This window comes from Streptomyces sp. NPDC059142, from assembly GCF_042755665.1.
Taxonomy (GTDB): Bacteria; Actinomycetota; Actinomycetes; order Streptomycetales; family Streptomycetaceae; genus Streptomyces.
Genome location: NZ_JBHZDA010000003.1, coordinates 124,032 through 147,264, shown reverse-complemented (window position 1 = coordinate 147,264; position 23,233 = coordinate 124,032). Strand labels below are relative to the sequence as shown.

Here is a 23,233-nt window from a genome sequence, read left to right as displayed (position 1 = left end):
GCTGGAGGCGTGAGCGCCCGCGCGCCAGCCCCCGACTAGCCCCCGGCCGCCCGCGCCGCGGCCGGGGGGGGGCGCGCGCGGGGCCGCCCCGCCCGCCCCCCCGCCCCCGATGACCACCATGCGCTCCGCCGCCATTGCGCGTCCCTCCGGTCCCTGTTCATGAGGTCGTACCGGAGGGGAACGCTACGCGGGCGGAGCCGGTCAGTCCTCCTCGCGCCCCCGCCCGGCGGTTCCGGCGGGCTCCACGGGCTCCACGGGCCCGGCCGCGGGAGCCCTGGCGGGCAGCAGCCTTCGCACCAGCCGCCACAGCAGGAGGAGCGCCGCGAACACGGCGGCGAACGGCAGCACCGCGCCGAGGACCAACCCGATCCACCGCACCGTCGCGAGGAGCGCGTCCCAGCCGCCGCCCAGCGCGTCGAGGAACCCCGGATCCTCCGCCTTCCCGTCCTCCCGCACGACCGGGTCCTCGAAGAGCTCCAGGGTGATCGTCGCCAGCGTGGTGCGGTCCTTGAGCGACGCCTGCTGGGCGAGCAGCGACTCCAGCGCCGACTGACGGCTGCTCAACTCGCCCTCCAGCCGTACGACATCGCTCAGGCTCGTGGCCCGGTCCATCAACTTCCGTACCCGCGCCACGCTCACCCGCTGCGAGGCGACCCTGCTCTCCACGTCCACGACCTGGTCGGTGACGTCCTCGGCGTTCGCCTTGCGCGACAACAGCTTCCCGGTGCCGGACAGTTCGGCCAGCACGGTGTCGTACGAAGCCTGCGGGACACGCAGCACGATCCGCGAGGTCGCCCCGCTGTCCTCGTCCCGTTCCGTCACCTCGTCCTGCACCAGACCGCCGGCCTTCCCGGCCGCCGCCCGCGCCGTGGAGAGCGCCTTCGACGTGTCCTCGACGCGCACGGTCAGCTCGGCGGTACGGATCACATGGACCCCGGCGGGAGCGGCGCTCCTCCCGTCCGCGCCCGGCGCCCCGGTCGCCGCCGGGGCGCCGGACGCGCCGGTGTCACCGGCACCGGCACCGGCCCCCGCCTCCCGGTCGGCCGCCTGCCCGCCCCGCCCCTCCGCGGGCCGGGCGGCGCCCTTCGAGGACGCCTCGTCGGTGGTGCCCGCGCTGCATCCGGCGAGCGCGAGTGAAACGGTGAGCAGTGCCGCCGCGAACGCGGGCATCGCACGCATGGTCCCCCCAGGAATCCGGTTGATGGTGCCGGTTCGACGTACGGGTCCCCTGCACGGGTTGCCGTCCCACGGTCCCGAAGCGGTCACGGTCAGGACTCGGTACGGGTGGGAACAACACGTTTGAGAGAGTGGGGGCATGGAGTCGAGCGCGCAGCACGTGGACACGCATCCGGGCCATGTCGTCGTCATCGGGGGCGGCATCGCCGGTCTCGCCGCCGCCCACCGGCTGCTGGGCACCGGGATCCGGGTCACCCTGCTGGAGGCCACCGACCGGCTCGGCGGCAAGCTGCGGACCGGCGAGATCGAGGGCGCCCCGGTCGACCTCGGCGCCGAGTCGATGCTCGCCCGCCGTCCCGAGGCCGTCGACCTCGCCGAGGCCGTCGGACTCGGACCGCTGCTCCAGCCGCCCACCGCCACCACCGCCTCCGTCTGGACGCGCGGCGCGCTGCGGCCCATGCCCAAGGGCCATGTGATGGGCGTGCCCGGCGACCCGGCCGCCCTCGCCGGGCTCCTCTCCGATGACGGGCTCGCCCGGATCGCCCGCGAACCGGAACTGCCCCCCACCGAGGTCGGGGACGATGTCGCCGTCGGCGCGTACGTCGCCGAACGGCTCGGCCGCGAGGTCGTCGACCGGCTGGTCGAACCGCTGCTCGGCGGGGTCTACGCGGGCGACGCCTACCGCATCTCCATGAAGGCGGCCGTCCCCCAGCTCTTCGAAGCCGCCACGGCCCATGACTCGCTGCTGGCCGGTGTCCGCGCGATCCAGGAACGCGCCGCCGCCCAGCAGCGGGGCGGACCCGTCTTCGCCGGCGTCGAGGGCGGCGTGGGACGTCTGCCGGGCGCCGTCGCCGACGCCGTACGGGCCGGGGGCGGCGAGATCCTGCTGGAGACCCCTGTCCTCGCCCTGACCCGTACCGCCGAGGGCTGGCAGTTGCGCACCGGCCACCCCACCCGCCCCGATCTGCGCGAACTGACCGCCGACGGGGTGGTCCTCGCGACCCCCGCGTGGTCCGCCTCCGCGCTGCTCGCCGACGAGTCACCGGCCGCCTCCGCCGAACTCGCCGCGATCGAGTACGCGTCGATGGCGCTGGTGACGATGGCCTTCCGGCGCGCCGACGCCGGTGCGCTGCCCGACGGCAGCGGCTTCCTCGTCCCGCCCGTCGACGGCCGCACCATCAAGGCGTCGACCTTCTCCACCCGTAAATGGGGATGGGTCGACCGGGCAGCCCCCGACCTGTTCGTGCTGCGCACCTCGATCGGCCGGTACGGCGAGGAGGAACAGCTCCAGCGCGAGGACACCGAACTCCTCGACGTCTCCCTGCGCGACCTGCGCGAGGCGACCGGTCTCACCGCCCGCCCGGTCGCCCACGAGGTGACCCGCTGGACCGGCGGACTGCCCCAGTACCCGGTCGGCCACCAGGCCAGGGTCGCCCGGATCCGCGACTCCCTCGCCGGACTCCCCGGGCTGCGCGTCTGCGGCGCCGCGTACGACGGCGTCGGCATCCCCGCCTGCGTCGCGAGCGCCCGGCGCGCCGCGGACGAGATCATCGCCACGTCGACCCTGGCGCCGGGCACCGGTCGCGGCGCGGGAGAATAGGCCCATGACTGCTGCTCCCGAGAAGATCCCGAACGCCGGCAAGAAGGCCAAGGACCTCAACGAGGTCATCCGCTACACGCTGTGGTCCGTCTTCAGGCTGCGCGACGTGCTGCCCGAGGACCGGACCGGTTACGCGGACGAGGTCCAGGAGCTGTTCGACCAGCTCGGCGCCGAGGACGTCACCGTACGCGGCACCTACGACGTGTCCGGGCTGCGCGCCGACGCCGACGTCATGATCTGGTGGCACGCCGAGACCGCGGACGAGCTGCAGGACGCGTACAACCGCTTCCGGCGGACCCGGCTCGGCCGCGCGCTGGAGCCGGTCTGGTCGAACATGGCGCTGCACCGCCCCGCGGAGTTCAACAAGTCCCACGTCCCGGCCTTCCTGGCCGACGAGTCGCCCCGCGACTACGTGAGCGTCTACCCCTTCGTCCGCAGTTACGACTGGTACCTGCTGCCCGACGAGGACCGCCGCAGGATGCTCGCCGACCACGGCAAGATGGCGCGCGGCTACCCTGACGTACGCGCCAACACCGTGGCCTCCTTCTCGCTCGGCGACTACGAGTGGGTGCTGGCCTTCGAGGCCGACGAGCTGTACCGCATCGTCGACCTGATGCGTCATCTGCGCGCGTCCGAGGCGCGGCTGTACGTGCGGGAGGAGATCCCCTTCTACACGGGCCGCCGCAAGTCGGTCGCGGACCTCGTGGCAGGGTTGGCGTGACGGAATGACGTGGTGGGGGGGGGGGCGGGCGCGGCCGCCCCCCCCGCCCCCGGCCCCACCCCACCCGGAAGATCAGACGGGCGGCGGCAGTTCCCTGCTGCGCGCACGCCCGTCCAGCGACACCGGGTTCGGCTCCGGGTTCCCATCGGCCGCCGGCCTGCGGAAACGCTGTGACCTGCGGGGAAGAATCCTGTTCTTCCCCGGTCCAGCCCGTTCCGCCCCGGTCGCGGCCGATGGAACCCGGGTCGGTGCTGTCAGCCGAGGACCGGGTAGTCGGTGTAGCCGGCGTGGTCGCCGCCGAAGAAGGCGGCGGGGTCGGGGGCGTTGAAGGGGCCGCCCGCGGCGAGGCGCGTGGGCAGGTCCGGGTTGGCGAGGAAGAGCGCGCCGTAGGCGATCAGGTCGGCGGTGCCGTCCTCGATCAGCGTCAGCGCCTCGGGGCCGGTGGGGTCCGTGCCCGTGAACGGGTTGAGGACGAACGTGCCCGGCCATGCCTTCCGCAGCCGTACGACCAGATCGCGCACCCCCTGCGCCTCCATCTGGTGCAGGTAGGCGAGGCCCAGCGGGGCGAGCGCGTCCACGAGGGCCGTGTAGGTGGCCTCCAGGTCCGCCGGGTCGCTCTCGTCGATGTCGTTGTAGGGGTTGGCGGGCGAGATGCGGATGCCGACCTTGTCACCGCCGATCGCCTCCGCCACCGCCTTCGCGGTCTCGACGGCGAAGCGGATCCGCCGCTCGGGGCTGCCGCCCCAGGCGTCGTCGCGCCGGTTGGAGCCGGGCGCCAGGAACTGGTGGATCAGATAGCCGTTGGCGCCGTGCAGTTCCACCCCGTCGAAGCCCGCCTCGACCGCGTTGCGCGCCGCGGTGGCGAAGTCCGCGACGGTCTCCGCGATCTCCGCCTCCGTCAGTTCGTGCGGTGTGACGAAGTCCTGCGGCCCCTGGTGCGTGTAGACCTGTCCCTCGGCCGCGACCGCGGAGGGGCCCACCGGGTCGAGACCCATGAGGCTCGGGTGGCCGACCCGCCCGGTGTGCATGAGCTGAAGGAAGATCGTGCCGCCCTCGGCGTGCACGGCGTCGGTGACCTCGCGCCAGGCCGCGATCTGCTCGGCGGAGTGGATCCCGGGGGTGTCCGGGTACCCCTGGCCCACCACGGACGGCTGGGTGCCCTCGGTGACGATCAGGCCGGCGCCCGCCCGCTGTGCGTAGTAGGTCGCCATCAGCTCCGTGGGGGTCCCGCCGGGGCCGTGGGCGCGGCTGCGGGTCATGGGGGCCATCACGATGCGGTTCGACAGGCGGACGGAGCCGAGGTCGTAGGGGGAGAAGGCCGTCGTCATGATCGCGTTCCTCTTCGGTTCGGGTGTCCGGCACCACGCGATGCCGTTACCTGTCCGAACAGGTAAATCCGCTGATCCATTCCTGATCCACCGTGACCTGCGTCACGTCACGCCGTTGAGATGCTGGCAGTTCCGTCCCCCGGCCCTGAAGGGGACGACGGGTAGAGTGCCGCTGTCCGGACAGTGACCAGCGCGAGGGGCGTGAGCGACATGACGAAGCAGCCGGACGCCGAACCCTCCCGGGCGGCGACGGGGGACGAGGGGCCCGCCATGGACGTGGCACGCCCCCTGCTGCCGCCCTCGGTACAGGCGGGGCCCATGAGCCACGCGATCTTCCGGGTGGCCCGCCTGCACCGGATGCTCGCCGGGCAACTCCTGCGCCGCGTGGGGCTGCACCCCGGACAGGAACTCGTCATGATGCAGCTCTGGGACCTCGGTCCGCAGCGTCAGACGGACCTCGTACGGCTGCTCGGCTCGGACGCGGCCACCATGACCCGTACCGTCAGACGGCTGGAGAACGCGGGCTTCGTCCGCCGCAGGCCCAGCCGGACCGACCGGCGCGCCACCATCATCGAACCCACCGCGGCCAGCCTCGCGCTCCGCACCGAGGTGGAACAGATCTGGGCGGAGCTCGAAGCCGGTGTCGCCGACGGTCTGGGCGCGGACGAACGGGACGTCATGATCGGCGTGCTGGCCCGGATCGAGGACAGCCTCGGCGTGGCGGTCGAACGACAGGCGCCCCTCGGATAGCGGGCCGTCAGAGGCGCGGCGCCGGGTCGGTCCTGCCGCGCAGGGCGGCGCGGGTGTCGGCCGGTTCGAGGGAGATCGGGTTCGGTTCCGGGTGCGGGGCGCAGGTGGTGCGCCGCGCCGGGGTCCGTCCGCTCAGCAGGTACTCCTCCAGATACGCGTTCGCGCACGGGTTGTCGCCGCCCGACACGCCGTGCGTCCCGGCGTCCCGCTCGGTCACCAGCACCGAGCCCGCCAGCCGCCGTTGCAGCTCCAGCGCCCCCGCGTACGGGGTGGCCGCGTCCCGCTCCGCCGCCAGGATCAGCGTCGGCGGGAGCGCGCCCGGACGGGTACGGACGTCGACCGGCTCCTGCCGGGGCGCCGGCCAGTAGGCGCACGGCAGGTTCATGAAGGCGTTGTCCCAGGTCTCGAACGGGGCGTGCAGCGCGAGCGCCGTGTTGTCGCGGTCCCACACCGGCCACTGGGTGGGCCACGGCGCGTCGTTGCACTCGACGGCGGTGTAGACGGCGTTGGCGTTCTCGCCGCTCGCGGCGGCCGCCGGGCGGGGCGTGGCCTGCGCGATCAGCGGCTCGGGGTTGCCCTTCACGTACTCGGAGAGCGCGGTGGCGCGCAGCGCCCAGTAGTCGTCGTAGTAGCCCGCGCCGAGCATCGCCGCCTGGAGCTGCCCGGGGCCGACCTTGCCGCCCGCCGGCTCGTGCGCGACCCCGGCGCGCACCTGCTCGTAACTCCGCCGCACCTGCTCGGCGTCGGTGCCCAGGTGGTACGTCGCGTCGTGCTTGGCGACCCAGGTCCTGAAGTCCTCCCAGCGCCGTTCGAACGCGGCCGACTGTTCGAGGTTGTTGCGGTACCAGATCCGGTCCGGGGCCGGGTCGACGGCGGAGTCGAAGACCATCCGCCGTACGTGCGAGGGGAAGAGCGTCGCGTAGACGGCGCCGAAGTACGTCCCGTAGGAGGCGCCCATGAACGTCAGCTTCCGCTGACCGAGCGCGGCGCGCAGGACATCGAGGTCGCGGGCGTTGTTGAGGGAGTGGTAGTGGCGCAGGGCCTCTCCCGCGTGGTCGGCGCAGCCCCGCGCGTACGCCTTCGCCTCGGCGATCCGCTCCCGTTTGTACGACGGGGAGGGGTGCGTGGGTGCCTGGGTCGGCGCCTTCGCGTGGTCCGCCGGGTCCTGGCAGGAGAGCGGCGCGGACCGGCCGACGCCGCGCGGCGCGTAGCCGATCAGGTCGTACGCGGCGGCGATCCGCTTCCACTGGCTCACCTCGGCGGCGAGCGGGAAGTACATGCTGGAGGCGCCGGGGCCGCCCGGGTTGTAGACGAGCGCCCCCTGCCGCCGGTCGGCGGGGCCGCTCGCCGCGACGCGGCTGACGGTGAGGCCGATCGTGGGCCCGTCGGGCGCGGCGTAGTCGAGGGGGACCTCGACGGTGCCGCAGGTGACGGGGGCGGGCAGCTTCTCGGCCTCGGGGCAGGCGCCGAACGCGACACCGGTGGCCGCGGCGCGCGCCGCGGCCCTGGCCACCCCGCGCGACTCCGCGGTGGCGGGGGCGGCGTCCGGGGCGCTGCGGGCGGCCGCGCCGTCCGCCGGGACGGCGACGAGGGCCGACAGGACCAGGGAGCCGAGGGTCGTCAGAGCCCCGTACTTCGCGACTGCTCTCATCGTGTTCCCTTCGTACGTGCGGGGGAGCGGTCCGGCGCCCCCCTCGGAAGCCGGGGGAGCGACGGCACGACGAGGGTCGGCAGCGGGCCGGGGCTTGGCAAGGACCGGCGAGCGGTGTCGGAGGCCCGTGACCCCGATGCGCCCCGGGGCCACTCCTGGGCACCGCCCGGCGTGCGGAACGGGCGGGAGTGTGCGAAGGGGCCCGTCCGGGCGCCGGCTCAGGAGCCTCCGCCGCCTCCGCAGCTACTGCCGCCCCCGCCTCCGCCGCAACTGGAGCCGCCTCCGCAGCTACTGCCGCCTCCACCGCCGCCGCAACTGGAGCCGGAGCCGGAGTCGCCGCTTCCGCCTCCGCAGGAGCCGGCGCCGCAGCCCGACCCGGGCCCGCCGCACCCCGTCCCCGAACCGGGCTGCGCGCCGGAGCACCACCCCACGGTTCCGGCGGCCGTGTACGGCGCGGGCGAGAAGTCCCGCCCGGGGCGCAGCCCCGCCGCCGTACGCAACTGCGCCCGCAGCAGCGGGTCGGCCACCCCGGCCGGACCGTGTGCCGCGACCTGCCCGGCGGCGGACGGCGGGGCGGACGCCTGCCCGGCGAGAAAGGCGCGCAGGGCCCGCCGCCCGGCCTTCGTGACCCGGCGGCCCGCGACGGAGACGGAGACCAGGCCGACGACGGCGCCGACGACCAGGGTGGGCAGAAGGGCGAAGTTCTCGAAGCCGTCGCCCAGACCGTCGTCGTGGAAGGCGGACAGAAAGGCCACGGCGAAGGTGACGGGGACGGCCAGCAGACAGAGCACCGCCTGGAGCGTGCCCCACCGCTTCCACGGCCGGGCCCGCTCGGGACGGACCAGCAGTCCGCGCGCCGCGAGCGCGTCGCCGATCCGCTGGACGTCCGGGCCGCGCATCACCGCCAGCCGCAGCGCGTGCAGCCCGCCGTGCGGCGCCGCCGCGTGCGCGTCGAGCACCGACCGCTCGACGGGGTCCTGTGCGACCGGCCGGAGTACGGCGACGATCCCCGGGCCGCCGACCGAGATCCGGCCGTCCGCGTGCATCCCGGCGAGCGCGGCGTCCACCACCCGCCCGGGGCCGCCGCCGAGGAACGCGGCCTCCGCCCGGTCGTGGAGCGGGCCCGCGCCCTCCGCGCCCCGGCCGCGTGAACCGGCCACCCCGGAGATCAGCGTCACGGACGAGGCGACCACCGCGAGATGCGCGGCCAGTACGGGCAGGGAGGTCATCGCCCGTCACCCCCTGACCAGCGCGGCACGGGCCGCCCGGACGAGCCGCGTCACCCGGCGCGGCGGGCGCGCCCCCGCGCGCTCCTGCCACCACAGGGTGAGCCGGCGCCGGGCCGCCGGGTCCTCGGGGCGCCCCTCGATCAGCAGGGACTCGGCGAAGTCCAGCGCGTCCCTGCGGTATCCGCCGCGCATCGGCCGGTGCGCGGCGTACGCGAGGAACGCGGGCCGGAAGCCCCGGCCGAGGATTCCGGGCAGCTCGGGAGCCACCTTGGCGACGACACCGGCGCGCTTGGCGGCGAGGGCGCGGCTCTGCACACCGAGACGGCGCGGATCGAACCCCTCCGGTACGGGGGTGCCCGCGACCAGCGCCGAGAGCAGCGCGGTCTGGGCGAGCGCCAGCCGCTCCCGGGCCGCGTCGGACGGGTCGGCCGCGTCGAACGGGTCGGCCGCCTCGGACGGGTCGGCGGCGCCGGTGGGTTCCTCCGCCGCCGCGCCCGGGGCGTCCCGTACGGGAACGGCCGGACCCGGACCCCGTACCGTCGTCCCCGTCCCCGTACGCGAGCCCGTCCCCGTACGCGACCCCGCGGCCTCCAGCGTCTCGCGTATCAGCGCCAGTTCGCCCGCCAGCTCCGCCGCGGGCGGGAAGTCGTCGTCCCGCTCCAGCAGGACGCCCGGCGGCGCCACCCGGGAGCGCAGCTCCGTGAGGATGTCCAGGACGGGCCGGGTGACCGGGTGGGCGTGGGTGTCGTGCCAGACGCCGTCGCGCTCGATCCCGCCCGCGACATGGACGTACGCGATGGCCTCGACCGGGAGTTCGTCCAGCGCCTTCGCCGGGTCCTCGCCGCGGTTCACCTGGTTGGTGTGGAGATTGGCGACATCGATGAGCAGCCGGACCCCGGTGCGCTCGACCAGTTCGGCGAGGAACTGCCCCTCGCTCATCTCCTCGTCCGGCCACGAGATCAGGGCGGCGATGTTCTCCACGGCGAGCGGCACGGGCAGCGCGTCCTGCGCGATCCGTACGTTCTCGCAGAGCACCCGCAGCGCGTCGCGGGTGCGCGGCACCGGCAGCAGATGGCCCGCTTCGAGCACCGGGGACGCGGTGCGCGGACCTCCGGCCCGTACGAACGCGATGTGCTCGGTGACCAGGGGGGAGCCCAGGGCCCCGGCGCGCTCCGCGAGATCCGCCAGCCGTCCCGGATCGGGCCGGTCGGCGCCGCCGAGTCCGAGCGAGACGCCGTGCGGCACGACGGTGACGCCGCGCTCGCGCAGCCGTACCAGCGACGCGGGGAGATGGCCCGCGCACAGGTTCTCCGCGACGGCCTCGACCCAGTCGACCCCGGGCAGGGCCTCCACCGTGTCGGCGATCTCCGGACGCCAGCCGATACCGGTGCCCAGACGTGGTGTGTCGTTCATGGTCTCCCCCTGTCGCGGACTCCTCCGTGCGCGGTCCCGCTCGCGGTCGTGTGAGGGTCATGGCCCCGGGAACGCCACGGCGAATCCTGGACGGAGGACGTTCAGAGGTTGATTTGAGGTTCCCCGCCCCGCGCTGCGGGACCGGTCTCCCGTACGGCACAGCACGGTGCCTCCCCCGCCGGTGTGCGGGGGAGGCACCGTGTCACATGGGTGGCGGGCCGCCCGGGGTCAGCTCGCGTCCGGGGCCGGGCGGTTGGTGTTGATCGAGGTCGGGGCGCCGGGCCCGGTGGAGGGCTCGGAGGTCACCGTGGCGTCGGGGCCCGGCTCCACCGGGTCCGCGGCGGGGGGCAGGTTGCCGTTCGGGGGCGGCGGGCCGGTGGGGCTGGCGGTCACGGTGCCGGCGAACTCGTTGGCGATCGCGTCGAAGTCGACCATGCCGGTGGCCTCCAGCATGGTGATGTGGTCGAGGACGGTGATGTTGGCGTCGCTGGCGAGCTGGCGGATCAGGGTGTTCCTGGTGGTGTGCCGTACCTGCGCGATCAGGGCGAAGACCTTGCCGTGCGCGTTGCGCAGCAGGTTGGCGAACTTCTGCTCGTACTCCTGCCCGGTGGCCGCCGACAGCTCCCTGAGCCAGCCCTGCTGCTGCTCGTTGGGCTGGTTGGGCAGCTCGACACCGAGCTTCGCCGCCACGTCGCGGGACCGTCTGTCGAGGTCCGTGTGGCCCACGACGAGGTGGTCGCCGCACTCCTTGATCGCCTTGGTGGGCGCGCGTTCGAGGGCCTGCTGCCCGGCGGGCAGCTCCCAGAGCCCCGCCAGCCTGACCTTGACCAGGAAGTCACGGTCGGTGGCGGTCAGCGGACCCCACTGGGTGGATACCGACGACGCGTTGATGTTGGCCTGCCCGGTCCCGGAACGGTCGGCGTACGACCACACGGGGAAGGCCAGTGCCGCCACTGTGGCGACCAATGCCGCGATGATGAGCGCCGAACCGTTGATACGTCGCAACAATGTGCTGCCTCCCGAACCGAAAACTGACACCGCTGAACCGACCGCTGAGAGCGCGGCTGTTCAACCCGCGTGGCGGTACGGAGGAATACGCACGGCGGACCGGATGTGTTCAACGCGGTCGCGATCGATGATCGTCGGCCGTGCGCGGGTCCCTCCGGGGCGCCGGATCAACGGCGCAGCGCCGGGTGGTCGGCGACCACCGTGCACGATCCCGCGGCGATCTCCGTGAACCCGGCGTCGCGGACCACCGGCAGCCCGGCGGCGGTGAGCCGGCGCCAGTGCGCGGCGTCCGCGGTACGGACCGAGAGCGGGAAGCCCGCGTCGCGCCAGGCCGCGCGGTCCGTCTCCGACAGCTCCCACCAGGCGAGTTGGGCGCCGTGCCCGGCCTGGGCCATCGCCTTGCCCGCCGACATGGCGAGGTCGGGGCTCAGCCACAGCACCGGGTGCGCCGGGTCGGCCGGGGGCGGCGGCGCGGGGTCGTCCAGGTCGGTGCCGGAGACCTGGAGCTTGGCCAGCTCCTTGGGCCAGCCGTCGAGCGGGACCGGCGGGAAGACCCGTACCTCGGCGACGGACGGCGGCGTCGAGGTCTCCGGGACCTCCGGGACCTCGTCCGTGGCGGTCCGCTCCGGCGTCGGCGGGCCGCTCCCCGTGACCGTGATCCCGGGGAGCGCGCCGGCACGGCGCCACTCCGCGCCGCGCGCCCGCCGCACCACCTTGCGGATCCGGGCGTCCTGCCAGTCGCGTACCGCCCGCGCCCACTCGCCCTCCTCCGCGCCCTCGCCCAGGGCCCGTTCGTCGGCGAGCAGGGTGAGCACCGCGCGGGCCGCCGTCTCCAGCGCGTCGGTACGGGCCGGGGGCGCGGCCTTCTCGATCCGGACCACCAGCGGCAGTACGTACTGCGGGGCCTCGTCACGGGCGGCCGGCTCGTGCCGGAAGGGACTGTCCACGGGGGTGTTCCCGTTGCTCTCGCTGCTCACGGGGCCAGTCTGCCAGCCGTCGCGCCCCGGGCGGCCCGCGGATTTCCTGGCCGGACCTCTCTTGGCGGAAGGCACCGGTCCGGGCGACGATGCACGGCATGAAGAGCGACCTTTTCTCCACGGAACACATGGCACAGCCGGCCACCGCGCCCGGGATGACCCTCCAGAACTCCAAGTCGATCAAGTACGTCGTCCACGGCGAGATGTACGCGCGGCAGGGGGCGATGGTCGCCTACCGCGGCTCGCTGGAGTTCGAGCGCAAGGGGCAGGGGCTCGGCGGGCTCCTCAAGCGGGCGGTCACCGGTGAGGGGCTGCCGCTCATGACGGTGAAGGGGCAGGGCGAGGTGTGGCTCGCCCAGGAGGCGGCCCACTGCTTCATCGTCGAGGTGGAGCAGGGCGACGCCCTCACCATCAACGGCCGCAACGTGCTCTGCTTCGATCCGACCCTCGGCTACGAGATAAAGACGGTGAAGGGCGCGGGGATGACCGGCGGCGGTCTCTTCAACAGTGTCTTCACCGGACACGGCAGGCTCGGCATCATCTGTGAGGGCGATCCCATCGTGATTCCCGTCACGGCACAGGCCCCGGTGTACGTCGACACGGACGCCGTCGTCGGCTGGAGCGCACAACTCGGTACATCCCTGCATCGTTCCCAGTCCGTGGGCTCGATGATCCGCGGCGGATCCGGCGAGGCCGTCCAACTGATGCTCCAGGGCGAGGGGTTCGTGATCGTACGACCGAGCGAGGCGTCTCCTCAGAAGCACACCGCGCACTGACGCGAGCTGAGATCATGCCCGGATGAACCTCCAAGGTGTGGGCCGCCGTTACGGCCTCCGCGGGCCCTGGGTACTGCGCGGGGTCGATCTCGAACTCCCCCCGGGCGGCGGCCTGGTCCGGGTCGAAGGCGAGAACGGCAGCGGGAAATCGACCCTGTTGAGGCTGATCGCCGGTATCGACACGCCGACCGAGGGCCGTATCGGCGGCCGTCCGCGCACGGCGTACGTGCCCGAGCGCTTCCCCGTCGAGCTGCCCTTCACCGCCGCCGGGTATCTGATGCACCTCGGCCGGATCCACGGGGTGCGGCGCGATGTCGCGGCGGCCCGAGCCGTCGAGTGGCTGGAGCGGTTCGGGGCGCCGGAGCACGCCCGTACACCGATGGCCGAGCTGTCCAAGGGCACCAGCCAGAAGGTCGCGGTGGCGCAGGCGCTGCTGGCCGAGCCCGAGCTGCTGGTCCTCGACGAGGCGTGGACGGGGCTGGACACGGCGGCCCGCGGCGAGCTGGACCGGGCGGTCGCCGAGCGGGTCGCCGCGGGCGCCACGGTCGTCTTCGTCGACCACGACCCGCGCCGGTCGGCCGGGCCGTCCGACGTGCTGTACGGGGTGGTGGACGGCGCCGTGGTCTCCCGTACCGAGAGCGCGCTCCCCGCCGAGGACCCGGACGGGGAGCCCGGCGCGGTGGTACGGATCCTCGCCGAGGGGCCACCGGACGCCCCGCTGGACGAGGAGGCGGCGGCGGAGCTGCCCGGGGCTCCGGCCTACGACCTGGCCGCCGAGGACGGTGCCGTCCTGCTGACGGTGGCGGCGGAGCACTCCGACGCGCTGCTGCGCACGCTGCTCACCGCCGGCCCGCCCTGGCACATCAGGGAGGTGGGGGAGGCCGCCCCGCCGGCCGTTTCCGGCCGACCCGCCGCGTCGGCCGCTTCCGGAACGCCCGCCGCCCGGTCCGGGTCCGCCGCCACCGAGAGGGAGCGTCTCTCCTCATGACCGGAGTGCTCAACTACCAGATAGCCCTGCTGCTGCGCTCGCAGCGCTGGCTGCCGCCGCTCCTGCTGTACGGGATCTTCCTCGTCGTCGGGGTGCAGGCCGGGCAGCCGATCCTGGACTCGCTCGGATACGCGGCGGCGGCCCTGCTGCCCGTCACGGCCTGGCTGGTGCGGATCTGCGTCACCCAGGAACCGGCGGCCTCCCGCGCGGTCGTCGGCGCGGCGGCCGGGGCGCGCCGGGCGCATCTCGCCGCACTGCTGGCCGCCGTGGCCGTCGCGGGCGCCATCGGGGCGGCGGGCACGGTGCTCGTCATCCTGATCAGCGAACCGAAGAACGCGAACTTCACGGTCGACGTGGACGTGGTGTCCGCCGGTACGGCGGGGCTGCTCGCCGCGCTGGTCTGTCTGCTGGTCGGCGCCGCCGTCGGCGCGCTCTGCAACAGGCCGCTGCTGCGGGCCCGTGGCTGGTCGATCGCCGCCACGACGGTGGTCTCGCTGGCCGCGCTGGTGATCGCGGGGTCCCCGGCGCGGTACGCGGTCACGGGCCTGGTGACCGGCTCGCTGACCGGCGAGGCCGCGCCGCCGGGCCCCGAGCTGGTGGCGGCCCTGCTGGTGGCGGGTGTGGCGGCGGCGGTGGCATGCGTGATCGGCACCCGGCGGGACGGCTGAGCGGGCCGGCCGCCTCCGCGGAACGGCCGGGCCCAGTAGGCTCGGCCGTATGAGCGAGCGGACAAGCGGGCGGACGGCCGGGGAACCGGAGGGGACGGCGTACGCGGACTGCGTGCTGTGCGGGGAGCCGACCGAGCACCCGGAGACGGTCAGGGGCGCCACCCTCTGCCCGGTCTGCGAGTGGCAGGAGGCCCAGCGCACGGCCTGCTCGGGCTGACGACCCCTGACCGGGACCACGGCCGGTACCACCGCCGGGCCTCCCCGTCCCTCAGTGCGCCATCAGCTCCGACACCCGGACGAAGCGGTAGCCGCGCTCCCGCAGCTCCGGCACGATCCGGCGCACCGCGTCCTCCGTCACCGGCGCCGCGCTGCGCGTGCAGTGCATCACCACCAGTGAGCCGGGCTTCACGTCCGCCAGTACCTGGTCGGCGACGGCGTCCGCGTCAGTGGCGAAGGCGTCCCCGCTGACGACGTCCCACTGGACGGCCGTCACCTTCTCCGGGGCGAGCGCGCGCAGCGCCGCCTTGTCGTAACAGCCGCCGGGGAAGCGGAAGTACGGCACCACGTTGCGCGCCCCCGCCGTACGGAACGCCGTGAAGGCCCGCCGGACGTCCTCGGCCATCCGCTCCTTGCCGACGACCGGCAGCCCGTAGCAGTCGGCGGTGAAGGCGTAGTGGCTGTACGAGTGGTTGGCGATCTCGAAGAGCGGGTCCGTGCCGATCGACTTCGCCTGGGTCGGGTACTCCTCGGCCCAGCGCCCCGTCATGAAGACGGTCGAGGGCACTTCGAGCCGGCGCAGCAGCGCGATCAGCGAGGGGTTGTCGAAGCGCTCGCCGCGCGCGGCCCGCGGTCCCTGGTCGGCCGTCATGTCGGCGTCGAAGGTGAGGGCCACGGTCTTCCCGGCGGCGGGGGCGCCGCGCTGGAAGACCGGGGTCAGGCCGTCGGGCCCCGGGACCATGGTGGGCGGGCCCTTGGCCGTGGCGGGGCCGGGCGTCGCGGTGTGCGGGGAGGGGGAGACGGCGGCGGCGGGCCCGGCGGCGGCGCGGCCGGCGTCCGCGCACCCGGAGAGGGCGGCGCCGAGCAGACCGAGCGTCCCGAGGGCGCCGACGGCGGTGCGCGTGCGTACATATCTGGTCACAGGCGGAAAATATATGATGATCTACCTGGAATCGGTGTACGGCACTCGCGCCCGCGGAAGTCGCGTGTCGGCTCCAGGGGGCGGGGACCCGATCGGCCCCGCGGGATCACCGGCCCGGCGGGTCCTTCGCCAGCAGCCGCGCGCGGCTCTCCGCCACGTCGAAGTCGCCCGCCGGATACTCCGGGGCCAGCGCGTCCAGGTGTTCGAGCAGCAGCGTACTGATCGCCCAGTTGCGGTACCACTTGCGGTCCGACGGGACGACGTACCAGGGCGCCGCCCGGGTGGAGCAGCGCCGCAGCGCCAGCTCGTACGCCTCCTGGTAGGCGGGCCACAGCGCCCGGTCGGCGATGTCGGACGGCTGGAACTTCCAGTGCTTGTCCGGGTTGTCCAGCCGGGCCAGGAGCCGGTCGCGCTGCTCCTCGTAGCCGATGTGCAGGAAGACCTTCACGATCGTCGTCCCGGCGTCCGTCAGCTCCCGTTCGAAGTGGTTGATCTGCTCGTACCGGTCGGCGAGCTCCCGGTGGGAGGCGAGCGCGCGGACCCGGGCGATCAGGACGTCCTCGTAGTGCGAACGGTCGAAGATGCCGATCTCGCCGGGCTCGGGCAGCGCCCGCCGGATCCGCCAGAGGAACGGATGGCTCCGCTCCCGCGGCGTCGGTGTCTTGAACGCCCTGATCCGGCAGCCGGACGGGTTGAACAGCCCGATCACATGCTTGACCGTGCCGCCCTTGCCGCTGGTGTCCATGCCCTGGAGGACCAGCAGCACGCGCCGGGTGTCGCCCGCCGTGGAGGAGGCGTACAGCCGGTCCTGGAGACCGGTCAGGCGGCCGGCCAGCGCCCCCAGGGCCGCCCGGCCCGCCGCCTTGTCCGCCGGGCCGCCCGGGGTCGCCCTCGTGTCGTACCCGGAGAGGTCGACCGCGGCGCCCTCGGGCACGCGCAGCAGCTCACGCAGGTCCGGCGCCGCTCCCCGCCGCTCTCCCCGCTTCCCGCCCTTCGTGGCCACCGCGCACCCCTTCCGCTCGGTCGGCCCCGTACGGAAGGGCCCTCACCCGAGGATGCGACGGACCGGCGCGCCCTGCGACCGCTGGTGCTGTCGCGGGGCGCGCCGTCACGGGCGTACGGACGGGTCAGTGCCAGGGGCCCGTCACCGCGAACGTCGTCCCCGGCGTGTAGCAGTTCACGTACATCGTGGAGCCGTTCGGCGAGAACGTCACCCCGGCGAACTCGCCCCACTCCGGATCCTCCGGGGTGCCCACGTTGTTGGCCCCCCGCGCCATCGCGTACACCTCGCCCCGGCGCGTCACCCCGAACACGTGCTGCGCGCCCCCGCCGTCCTCGCACACCATCAGGCCGCCGCCCGGCGCCAGACAGATGTTGTCGGGGGACTCGCCGGGCAGTTGGATGTCCGTGTCCGGGCCGAAGACGATCACCAGCGTGAGCCGGCGCCGCTGCGGCTCGTACTTCCAGACCTGCCCGTAGTGGTCGCCCGCCGAGCCGTCCGCGCTGTGCGCGAAGCTGGACACGAAGTAGACCGACCGGTCGCCCCAGTAACAGCCCTCCAGCTTCTGCGCGTGGGTGATGCCCCCGGCGCCGAAGTCCTGGAAGCGGATCGGGGTCTCCCGCGCCAGCGGGTCCGGTACGGGGACCCACTCGATCCGGTCGAAGGTCGCGCCGGTCTCCGTGACCGTGGACAGGTCGGGCACCCCCGGCACCCGCATGGCCTCCAGCGCCCCGCCCGCGCGCAGCGAGCCGGTACCGCCGCGCGGTTTCTCGGGGAGGAAGCGGTAGAAGAGCCCGAACGGCTTCTCGAACGCGTCCTCCGTCTCGTACACGACGCCGGTGCCGGGGTCGATCGCCACCGCCTCGTGCTGGAAGCGGCCCATGGCGGTCAGCGGTACGGCTCCGGTACGGCGCGGATCCGCGCCGTCGACCTCGAAGATGAAGCCGTGGTCCTTGGTGTAGCCGTTGGTGCCTGCGCGGTCCTCGGTCTCCTCGCAGGTCAGCCAGGTGCCCCAGGGGGTGGGACCGCCCGCGCAGTTGACGGCGGTCCCGGCGATGGCGACCCGCTCACCGAGGACGTTGTCGCGCCCGTCGAGTTCGAGCGCCGTACAGCCGCCCTTGCCCGCCGGGTCGTAGGTGAGACCGTCGACGGTCGGTACGCCGATCCGCGCCGTGACGCGGTTCTCGTGGTTGCGTACGAGATGGACCCGGCCGCGACGGCCCGCGAAGGCGGCCATTCCGTCGTGGTTGCTGGGCACCCGGCCCTCGCCGGAGCGGAGCGGGTCGCCCTCCCGGGAGAGGACCTTGTAGCGGAAGCCCTTCGGCAGATCGAGCAGGCCGTTCGGGTCGGGGACCAGGGGGCCGTAGCCACCCCGGCCCATGGTCCGTGCCGCGGCCGTACCGGTGAACAGCTCCGATACGGCTCCGGAGAAGACGATGCCCGCGGCGGTGGCACCGCTGCGGGCGAGGATCTGACGTCGTGTTGCGGACATGAGGCAACTCCCTGCTGGCGGACAGGAGACGTGACCCGCATGTGTGTATCACGTGTCCATGGGACACGTGAACCATGCGGGTCACCGCGAGCCTCTGGTGTCGCGTGGGGCGCCGCCGTCAGGCGAGCGAGGCGCTCAGCGTGATGGTCGTCCCCGTCAGGGCCTGGCTGACCGGGCAGTTCGCCTTGGCGTCGGCGGCCGCGGCCTGGAAGGCGTCCTCGTCCAGACCCGGGACCTCGCCCACCACGGTGAGGTGGATGCCGGTGATGCCCTCACCCGGCTGGAAGGTGACGTCGGCCTTGGTGCTCAGCTTGGTGGGCGGGGTGCCCGCGCCGGTCAGACCGTGCGACAGCGCCATGGAGAAGCAGCTCGAATGGGCGGCCGCGATCAGCTCTTCCGGGCTGGTCTTCCCATTGGCCTGCTCGGCGCGCGACGGCCAGGACACGGCCTGCTCGGGGATGCCGGAGGAGTCGAAGGTGACGGTGCCCGAACCCTTGAGCAGTTCGCCTTCCCAGTCCGTGTGTGCGGTGCGAACGGTAGCCATGATGGTTCCTTCCGATGGTCAACGGAGGTGCGGGGCGGTCACGGGGGCCGACCGCCCCGGCACGGGGGTTTGCGGCCCCCAAAGCCCCCAACCTACTGGAACCTACGGGGTGACCAGCCCCTTCGCGTCCCTCGCCAGCGCGGTGAGACGGGAGATCGCCCGGAAGTACTTCTTCCGATAGCCGCCGTTCAGCATCTCGTCGCTGAACAGCCGGTCGAACGGCACCCCGGAGGCGAGCACCGGCACCTCCCGGTCGTACAGCCGGTCGGCGAGGACCACGAGCCGCAGCGCCGTCGACTGGTCGGGCACCGGGACCACATCCGTGAGACAGACGGCCCGCACCCCCTCCGTGAGCGCCCCGTACCGGCTCGGGTGGACCGAGGCCAGATGGTCGAGCAGCCCGGGGAAGTCGTCCAGGCTGGCGCCCTCGGTGGCGTACGCGGCCCGGGTCACGGCCTCGTCCGAGTACGGGGCGGGCGCCTCCGGCAGACCCCGGTGGCGGTAGTCCTCGCCGTCGATGCGCAGGGGCCGGAACTGGGCGGAGAGCCCCTGGATCTCCCGGAGGAAGTCGGCGGCGGCGAAACGCCCCTCGCCCAGCTTTCCCGGCAGCGTGTTGGACGTCGCGGCCAGCGCCACGCCCCGCTCGACCAGCCGGCCGAGCAGACTGGAGACGAGGACGGTGTCGCCCGGGTCGTCGAGTTCGAACTCGTCGATGCACAGGAGCCGGTGGCCGCCGAGGGTCTGCACGGTCTGCTGGAAGCCGAGCGCGCCGACGAGGTTCGTCAGCTCCACGAACGTGCCGAACGCCTTCAGCTCGGGCGGCGCCGGGGTGGCGTGCCAGAGCGAGGCCAGCAGATGCGTCTTGCCGACGCCGTACCCGCCGTCCAGATAGACCCCGCGCGGTCCCGTGGGGGCCTGCGGCTTCCGCGCGAACCAGCGGCGCATCCCGCCGCCCGGGGCCCCGGGACCCCCGACGCGGTGCGCGCCGCCGAGCCCCGCGGCGAAGGCGTCCAGGACGGTCACGGCCTCGGACTGGCTCGGCTGGTTCGGGTCGGGCACGTACGTGTCGAAACGTACGGAGTCGAAGCGGGGCGGCGGCACCATCTCCGCGACCAGCAGGTCGGCGGGGACGCGCGGCTCGCGGGCGCGGAGGGAGAGAGGCGTCGCCCCGGCGGTCGAGGCGTGGCCGGAGGCGGTGGTGGAGGACGACACAACTCCTCACTCTATGCTCCGTGCCAGACTGCTGGACATGCGACGCCTGTTCCCTGTGACCGATCAGACAGCGCCCGGCACCCCCGCTGACCTCGCGTTCGGCGCCGAGGCGGAGGGGCGGGAGTGGAGCCTCGACGAGCTGGCCGAGGCGTACGCCTACCCGGAGCGCGCACCGGGCGGGGAGCCGGAGGCCGGCCAGGTCTGGCTGCGCGCCAACATGGTCTCCACCCTGGACGGCGCCGCCCAGCACGACGGACTGTCGCACGCCCTCTCCTCCGACGCCGACATGCGGATCTTCGGCACGCTGCGCGGGCTCGCCGACGCGGTGGTGGTGGGGGCGGAAACGGTTCGGCGCGAGGGGTACCGGCCGGCCCGCGCCCGGGAGGCGTTCGCCGCGCGGCGCGCCGCCGCGGGCCAGCCGCCCGCGGCCACGATCGCCGTCGTCACCGCGAGCCTGGACCTGGACCTGTCGGCGCCGCTGTTCACCGCGCCCTCCGTCCCGACGCTCGTCCTGACCGGCGCCGCCGCGCCCCGTGACCGGGTCCTGGCCGCCGAGGAGGCGGGCGCGGTGGTGATCGTCGCGGGGGAGGGCGCCGCGGTGGACCCCGTACGCGCCGTACGCGCCCTCGCGGAGCGCGGCCTGGCCCGGCTGCTCACCGAGGGCGGCCCGAGGCTGCTGGGCCAGTTCGTGGCGGCGGGCGTCCTGGACGAGCTGTGTCTGACCCTCTCCCCGACGCTCACCGCGGGGGACGCGCAGCGCGTCGCGGGCGGTCCGGGCGTCGCCGTACCGGAGCGGTTCGCGCTGGCGTCCCTGCTGGAGCAGGACGGCTTCCTCTTCACCCGGTACCGGCGCGTCCGACAATGAGCGGAATTCACCGTTCCGGTTAGCTTCCGCTGGGCAGACTTATTCTCAGAGCCCGTGCGGGCACGGGGAAGGATGGTTTCCGCAGCGGGCCCGAGGGCCGGTGCGCCAAGTGGCCGGGTCGGACTCAGCGGAACAGCTCAGTGGAACAGCTCAGTGGAACAGAAGGGCGCCTGTCGTGTTCACAAGCGTATTGATGATCGAGAAGCCCCTGACGCCGGAGGACGTGGAGTTCGTCACCACCCTCCACGGTGACGAGGCGGTCTCCTTCGTGGTGCTCATGCAACCCCGCGGCGACCAGGCGGACGTCCTGCTGCGCGCCATCGACGACGTCGCGATCGGCGAGCTGCGGGACGCGGCGCGCGAGGGCGACCAGCCGGAGGGCACGGCCGCCAGACAGCCGGCCGAACTGGCGCTCGAACACTCCCTGCGGGCGCTGCGCGCGGCGGGGTCCCGGGCGGTGGGCCAGGTGGTCGAGGAACACCCGCTGGACCTGCTCAGGACCGTCGTGGAGGAGTCGGCCGCCGACGAGGTGATCGTGCTGACCGAACCGCACTACGTGGAGGAGTTCTTCCACCGGGACTGGGCCTCCCGGGCCCGTCACAAGGTCGGCGTACCGGTGCTCAAACTCTTCGCCCACAGCGAATAGGGTGAATCGACGGCACCGGCACCTGTGAACGTACTCTGTCGGTCCTGCCCAGCACCCCGCTCGCACCTTGGGAGAGACACGTATGGCACCCGGTACCGGTATCCCCGTCGCCATGGAACGGCCGCACTTCATCGGTATCGGCGGCGCCGGGATGTCGGGCATCGCGAAGATCCTCGCCCAGCGCGGGGCGAAGGTCGCGGGCAGCGACGCGAAGGAGTCGGAGACCGCTCAGGCGCTGCGGGCGCTGGGGGCCACCGTGCACATCGGCCACGCCGCGCACCACCTCGCGGACGACGCCTCCTGCGTGGTCGTCTCCAGCGCCATCCGGGCCGACAACCCGGAGCTGGCCCGCGCCGCCGAGCTGTCGGTGCCCGTGGTGCACCGCTCCGACGCGCTCGCCTCGCTGATGGGCGGCGGTCTGCGGCCGATCGCGGTCGCCGGCACCCACGGCAAGACGACCACGACGTCCATGCTGGCCGTCGCCCTCACCGAGCTGGGCCTCGACCCGTCGTACGCGATCGGCGGCGACCTGGCGGGCCCCGGCACCAACGCCCGGCACGGCGGCGGGGAGATCTTCGTCGCCGAGGCGGACGAGAGCGACCGCAGCTTCCAGAAGTACGACCCCGAGGTCGCGATCGTCCTCAACGTCGAGCTGGACCACCACGCCAACTACGCGTCGATGGACGAGATCTACGAGTCCTTCGAGACCTTCGTCGGCAAGATCGTCCCGGGCGGCACCCTGGTGGTCTCCGCGGACCAGGCGGGCGCCGTGGAGCTGACCGCACGGGTCCGCGACCTCGCCACGGTCAAGGTCGTCACCTACGGCGAGGCCGACGGCGCCGACGTACGGGTCCACAAGATCACCGCACGGGGTCTGACCAGCGAGGTCACGGTCCTGCTCGGCGGCCGTCTGCTCACCTTCACGGTCTCCGTGCCCGGCCGCCACTACGCCCTCAACGCGGTCGCGGCCCTCGCGGCGGGCGTCGCCCTCGGTATCCCCGCGCACAACCTCGCCTCGGCGCTCGGCACGTACACCGGGGTCAAGCGGCGTCTCCAGCTCAAGGGCGAGGCCGCGGGCGTGCAGGTCATCGACTCGTACGCGCACCACCCCACCGAGATGACCGCCGACCTGGAGGCGATGCGCGCGGCGGCGGAGCCCGGCTCCCGGCTGCTGGTCGTCTTCCAGCCGCACCTGTTCTCCCGTACACAGGAGCTGAGCACCGAGATGGGCCAGGCGCTCGCCCTCGCCGACGCCTCGCTCGTCCTCGACATCTATCCGGCCCGCGAGGACCCGGTCCCCGGCGTCACCAGCGACCTGATCGTCCGCGCCGCGCAGACGGCGGGCGCCGCGGTCACCGCCGTCCACGACAAGGACGCGGTCGCGGACGCGGTGGCGGGAATGGCGGGCCCCGGTGATCTCGTTCTCACCATGGGCGCGGGCGACGTCACGGACCTCGGCCCGCGGATCCTGGACCGCCTGGCCCGCTGACCCACCCGTACGGTCGGCCGGGCGGACCCGAAGACCCAGAGAAGGCGAGAGTCATGGCGTACGAGATCGACAAGCCGGACGAGCAGTGGCGCGCGGAGCTGACGCCCGCGGAGTACAAGGTGCTCCGCGAGGCCGGCACCGAGCCCGCCTTCGTCGGCGAGTACACGGACACGAAGACGACCGGCGTCTACTCCTGTCGCGCGTGCGGCGCGGACCTCTTCCGCTCCGACACGAAGTTCGAGTCGCACTGCGGCTGGCCGTCCTTCTACGACCCGAAGGACACGGACGCGGTCGAGCTGATCGAGGACCGCTCGCACGGCATGGTCCGGGTCGAGGTGCGGTGCGCGCGCTGCGGCTCGCACCTGGGCCATGTCTTCGAGGGGGAGGGCTACCCGACCCCGACGGACCAGCGGTACTGCATCAACTCGATCTCGCTGCGGCTGGCGCCCGCCGAGGACTGAGCCGAGCGGGCCCCCGGGGGGGGGGGGGGGGGGGCCCGCGCGCGCGGGGGGGGGCGCGCGGCAGCAAGTGACGCGCGCCCGCCCCCGCCGCCGGGCGCCCG

General features: G+C 73.8%; 23 protein-coding genes. 11 read left to right on the top strand and 12 right to left on the bottom strand.

Annotated elements, in window-relative coordinates; translation table 11 throughout:
• Positions 1–201: 201 nt before the first annotated feature.
• A complete protein-coding gene (locus tag ACFXPK_RS02915; protein ID WP_385070896.1) occupies positions 202–1,170 on the bottom strand; it encodes a DUF4349 domain-containing protein in 969 nt (322 codons plus the stop codon).
• A gap of 145 nt (positions 1,171–1,315) precedes the next feature.
• Here ACFXPK_RS02915 and hemG point away from each other — a divergent pair, with 145 nt between their 5' ends.
• Both hemG and hemQ read left to right on the top strand, forming a co-directional pair.
• On the top strand, positions 1,316–2,776 hold the full coding sequence (gene hemG / locus ACFXPK_RS02910) for a protoporphyrinogen oxidase (protein WP_385070893.1): 1,461 nt from the start codon (positions 1,316–1,318) through the stop codon (positions 2,774–2,776).
• Between the two features lie 4 nt (positions 2,777–2,780).
• Positions 2,781–3,497, top strand: coding sequence for a hydrogen peroxide-dependent heme synthase (hemQ, locus tag ACFXPK_RS02905; protein ID WP_385003958.1), 717 nt, complete (start codon positions 2,781–2,783; stop codon positions 3,495–3,497).
• Positions 3,498–3,751: 254 nt separating this feature from the next.
• Here the strand turns inward: hemQ and ACFXPK_RS02900 are convergent, their stop codons facing one another.
• Positions 3,752–4,825 (bottom strand): alkene reductase, encoded by a 1,074-nt coding sequence (locus tag ACFXPK_RS02900; RefSeq protein ID WP_385070888.1) that lies wholly within the window; start codon positions 4,823–4,825, stop codon positions 3,752–3,754.
• Positions 4,826–5,095: 270 nt separating this feature from the next.
• Here ACFXPK_RS02900 and ACFXPK_RS02895 point away from each other — a divergent pair, with 270 nt between their 5' ends.
• The gene (locus tag ACFXPK_RS02895; RefSeq protein WP_385000800.1) at positions 5,096–5,575 is read left to right on the top strand and encodes a MarR family winged helix-turn-helix transcriptional regulator; all 480 of its coding nucleotides are present in this window, start codon (positions 5,096–5,098) and stop codon (positions 5,573–5,575) included.
• 7 nt (positions 5,576–5,582) lie between these two features.
• Here ACFXPK_RS02895 and ACFXPK_RS02890 read toward each other — a convergent pair whose 3' ends face one another.
• From ACFXPK_RS02890 to ACFXPK_RS02870, 5 genes are all read right to left on the bottom strand, one after another.
• Positions 5,583–7,226 carry an alpha/beta hydrolase gene (locus ACFXPK_RS02890; RefSeq protein WP_385070886.1) on the bottom strand — a complete coding sequence of 548 codons (1,644 nt, stop codon included), beginning with the start codon at positions 7,224–7,226 and terminating at the stop codon, positions 5,583–5,585.
• Positions 7,227–7,444: 218 nt separating this feature from the next.
• Positions 7,445–8,455 carry a TIGR04222 domain-containing membrane protein gene (locus ACFXPK_RS02885; RefSeq protein WP_385070883.1) on the bottom strand — a complete coding sequence of 337 codons (1,011 nt, stop codon included), beginning with the start codon at positions 8,453–8,455 and terminating at the stop codon, positions 7,445–7,447.
• 6 nt (positions 8,456–8,461) lie between these two features.
• Entirely contained in the window at positions 8,462–9,868 is a 1,407-nt protein-coding gene (locus ACFXPK_RS02880) for a DUF692 family multinuclear iron-containing protein (RefSeq protein ID WP_385000788.1), read from the bottom strand.
• A 228-nt stretch (positions 9,869–10,096) separates the two neighbouring features.
• On the bottom strand, positions 10,097–10,873 hold the full coding sequence (locus ACFXPK_RS02875; protein WP_385000785.1) for a DUF4142 domain-containing protein: 777 nt from the start codon (positions 10,871–10,873) through the stop codon (positions 10,097–10,099).
• Positions 10,874–11,043: 170 nt separating this feature from the next.
• Positions 11,044–11,853, bottom strand: coding sequence for an aminoacyl-tRNA hydrolase (locus ACFXPK_RS02870; protein ID WP_385070879.1), 810 nt, complete (start codon positions 11,851–11,853; stop codon positions 11,044–11,046).
• Positions 11,854–11,951: 98 nt separating this feature from the next.
• Between ACFXPK_RS02870 and ACFXPK_RS02865 the strand changes: the two genes are divergently transcribed.
• From ACFXPK_RS02865 to ACFXPK_RS02850, 4 genes are read left to right on the top strand one after another with little or no spacing between them, the layout of a single operon-like run.
• The gene (locus ACFXPK_RS02865) at positions 11,952–12,629 is read left to right on the top strand and encodes an AIM24 family protein (RefSeq protein ID WP_385070876.1); all 678 of its coding nucleotides are present in this window, start codon (positions 11,952–11,954) and stop codon (positions 12,627–12,629) included.
• Positions 12,630–12,651: 22 nt separating this feature from the next.
• Positions 12,652–13,617: an ATP-binding cassette domain-containing protein gene (locus ACFXPK_RS02860; RefSeq protein ID WP_385070873.1), complete on the top strand. Its 966-nt coding sequence runs from the start codon at positions 12,652–12,654 to the stop codon at positions 13,615–13,617.
• Positions 13,614–14,285, top strand: coding sequence for an ABC transporter (locus ACFXPK_RS02855; RefSeq protein WP_385070870.1), 672 nt, complete (start codon positions 13,614–13,616; stop codon positions 14,283–14,285). The genes ACFXPK_RS02860 and ACFXPK_RS02855 overlap by 4 nt, the downstream gene beginning before the upstream one ends.
• A 49-nt stretch (positions 14,286–14,334) precedes the next feature.
• The gene (locus ACFXPK_RS02850; protein WP_385070867.1) at positions 14,335–14,502 is read left to right on the top strand and encodes a hypothetical protein; all 168 of its coding nucleotides are present in this window, start codon (positions 14,335–14,337) and stop codon (positions 14,500–14,502) included.
• 51 nt (positions 14,503–14,553) lie between these two features.
• On the opposite strand, the gene ACFXPK_RS02845 is transcribed toward ACFXPK_RS02850, so the two are convergent.
• The 5 genes from ACFXPK_RS02845 to zapE all read right to left on the bottom strand — a co-directional run bounded on the left by ACFXPK_RS02845 (position 14,554) and on the right by zapE (position 19,671).
• Positions 14,554–15,423: a polysaccharide deacetylase family protein gene (locus ACFXPK_RS02845; protein WP_385000768.1), complete on the bottom strand. Its 870-nt coding sequence runs from the start codon at positions 15,421–15,423 to the stop codon at positions 14,554–14,556.
• Between the two features lie 106 nt (positions 15,424–15,529).
• A complete protein-coding gene (locus ACFXPK_RS02840) occupies positions 15,530–16,426 on the bottom strand; it encodes a PPK2 family polyphosphate kinase (RefSeq protein ID WP_385070863.1) in 897 nt (298 codons plus the stop codon).
• 124 nt (positions 16,427–16,550) lie between these two features.
• Positions 16,551–17,915: an alkaline phosphatase PhoX gene (locus ACFXPK_RS02835; RefSeq protein WP_385070860.1), complete on the bottom strand. Its 1,365-nt coding sequence runs from the start codon at positions 17,913–17,915 to the stop codon at positions 16,551–16,553.
• A 118-nt stretch (positions 17,916–18,033) separates the two neighbouring features.
• The gene (locus ACFXPK_RS02830; protein WP_385000757.1) at positions 18,034–18,459 is read right to left on the bottom strand and encodes an OsmC family peroxiredoxin; all 426 of its coding nucleotides are present in this window, start codon (positions 18,457–18,459) and stop codon (positions 18,034–18,036) included.
• A gap of 102 nt (positions 18,460–18,561) precedes the next feature.
• Entirely contained in the window at positions 18,562–19,671 is a 1,110-nt protein-coding gene (zapE, locus tag ACFXPK_RS02825; protein WP_385000754.1) for a cell division protein ZapE, read from the bottom strand.
• 37 nt (positions 19,672–19,708) lie between these two features.
• Here zapE and ACFXPK_RS02820 point away from each other — a divergent pair, with 37 nt between their 5' ends.
• The 4 genes from ACFXPK_RS02820 to msrB all read left to right on the top strand — a co-directional run bounded on the left by ACFXPK_RS02820 (position 19,709) and on the right by msrB (position 23,132).
• Positions 19,709–20,536: a pyrimidine reductase family protein gene (locus ACFXPK_RS02820; protein ID WP_385070857.1), complete on the top strand. Its 828-nt coding sequence runs from the start codon at positions 19,709–19,711 to the stop codon at positions 20,534–20,536.
• 193 nt (positions 20,537–20,729) lie between these two features.
• Positions 20,730–21,182, top strand: coding sequence for an indole-3-glycerol phosphate synthase (locus ACFXPK_RS02815; RefSeq protein ID WP_385000748.1), 453 nt, complete (start codon positions 20,730–20,732; stop codon positions 21,180–21,182).
• Positions 21,183–21,264: 82 nt separating this feature from the next.
• A complete protein-coding gene (murC, locus tag ACFXPK_RS02810; RefSeq protein WP_385000745.1) occupies positions 21,265–22,671 on the top strand; it encodes a UDP-N-acetylmuramate--L-alanine ligase in 1,407 nt (468 codons plus the stop codon).
• 53 nt (positions 22,672–22,724) lie between these two features.
• The gene (gene msrB, locus ACFXPK_RS02805; RefSeq protein ID WP_385000742.1) at positions 22,725–23,132 is read left to right on the top strand and encodes a peptide-methionine (R)-S-oxide reductase MsrB; all 408 of its coding nucleotides are present in this window, start codon (positions 22,725–22,727) and stop codon (positions 23,130–23,132) included.
• Positions 23,133–23,233 lie beyond the last annotated feature (101 nt).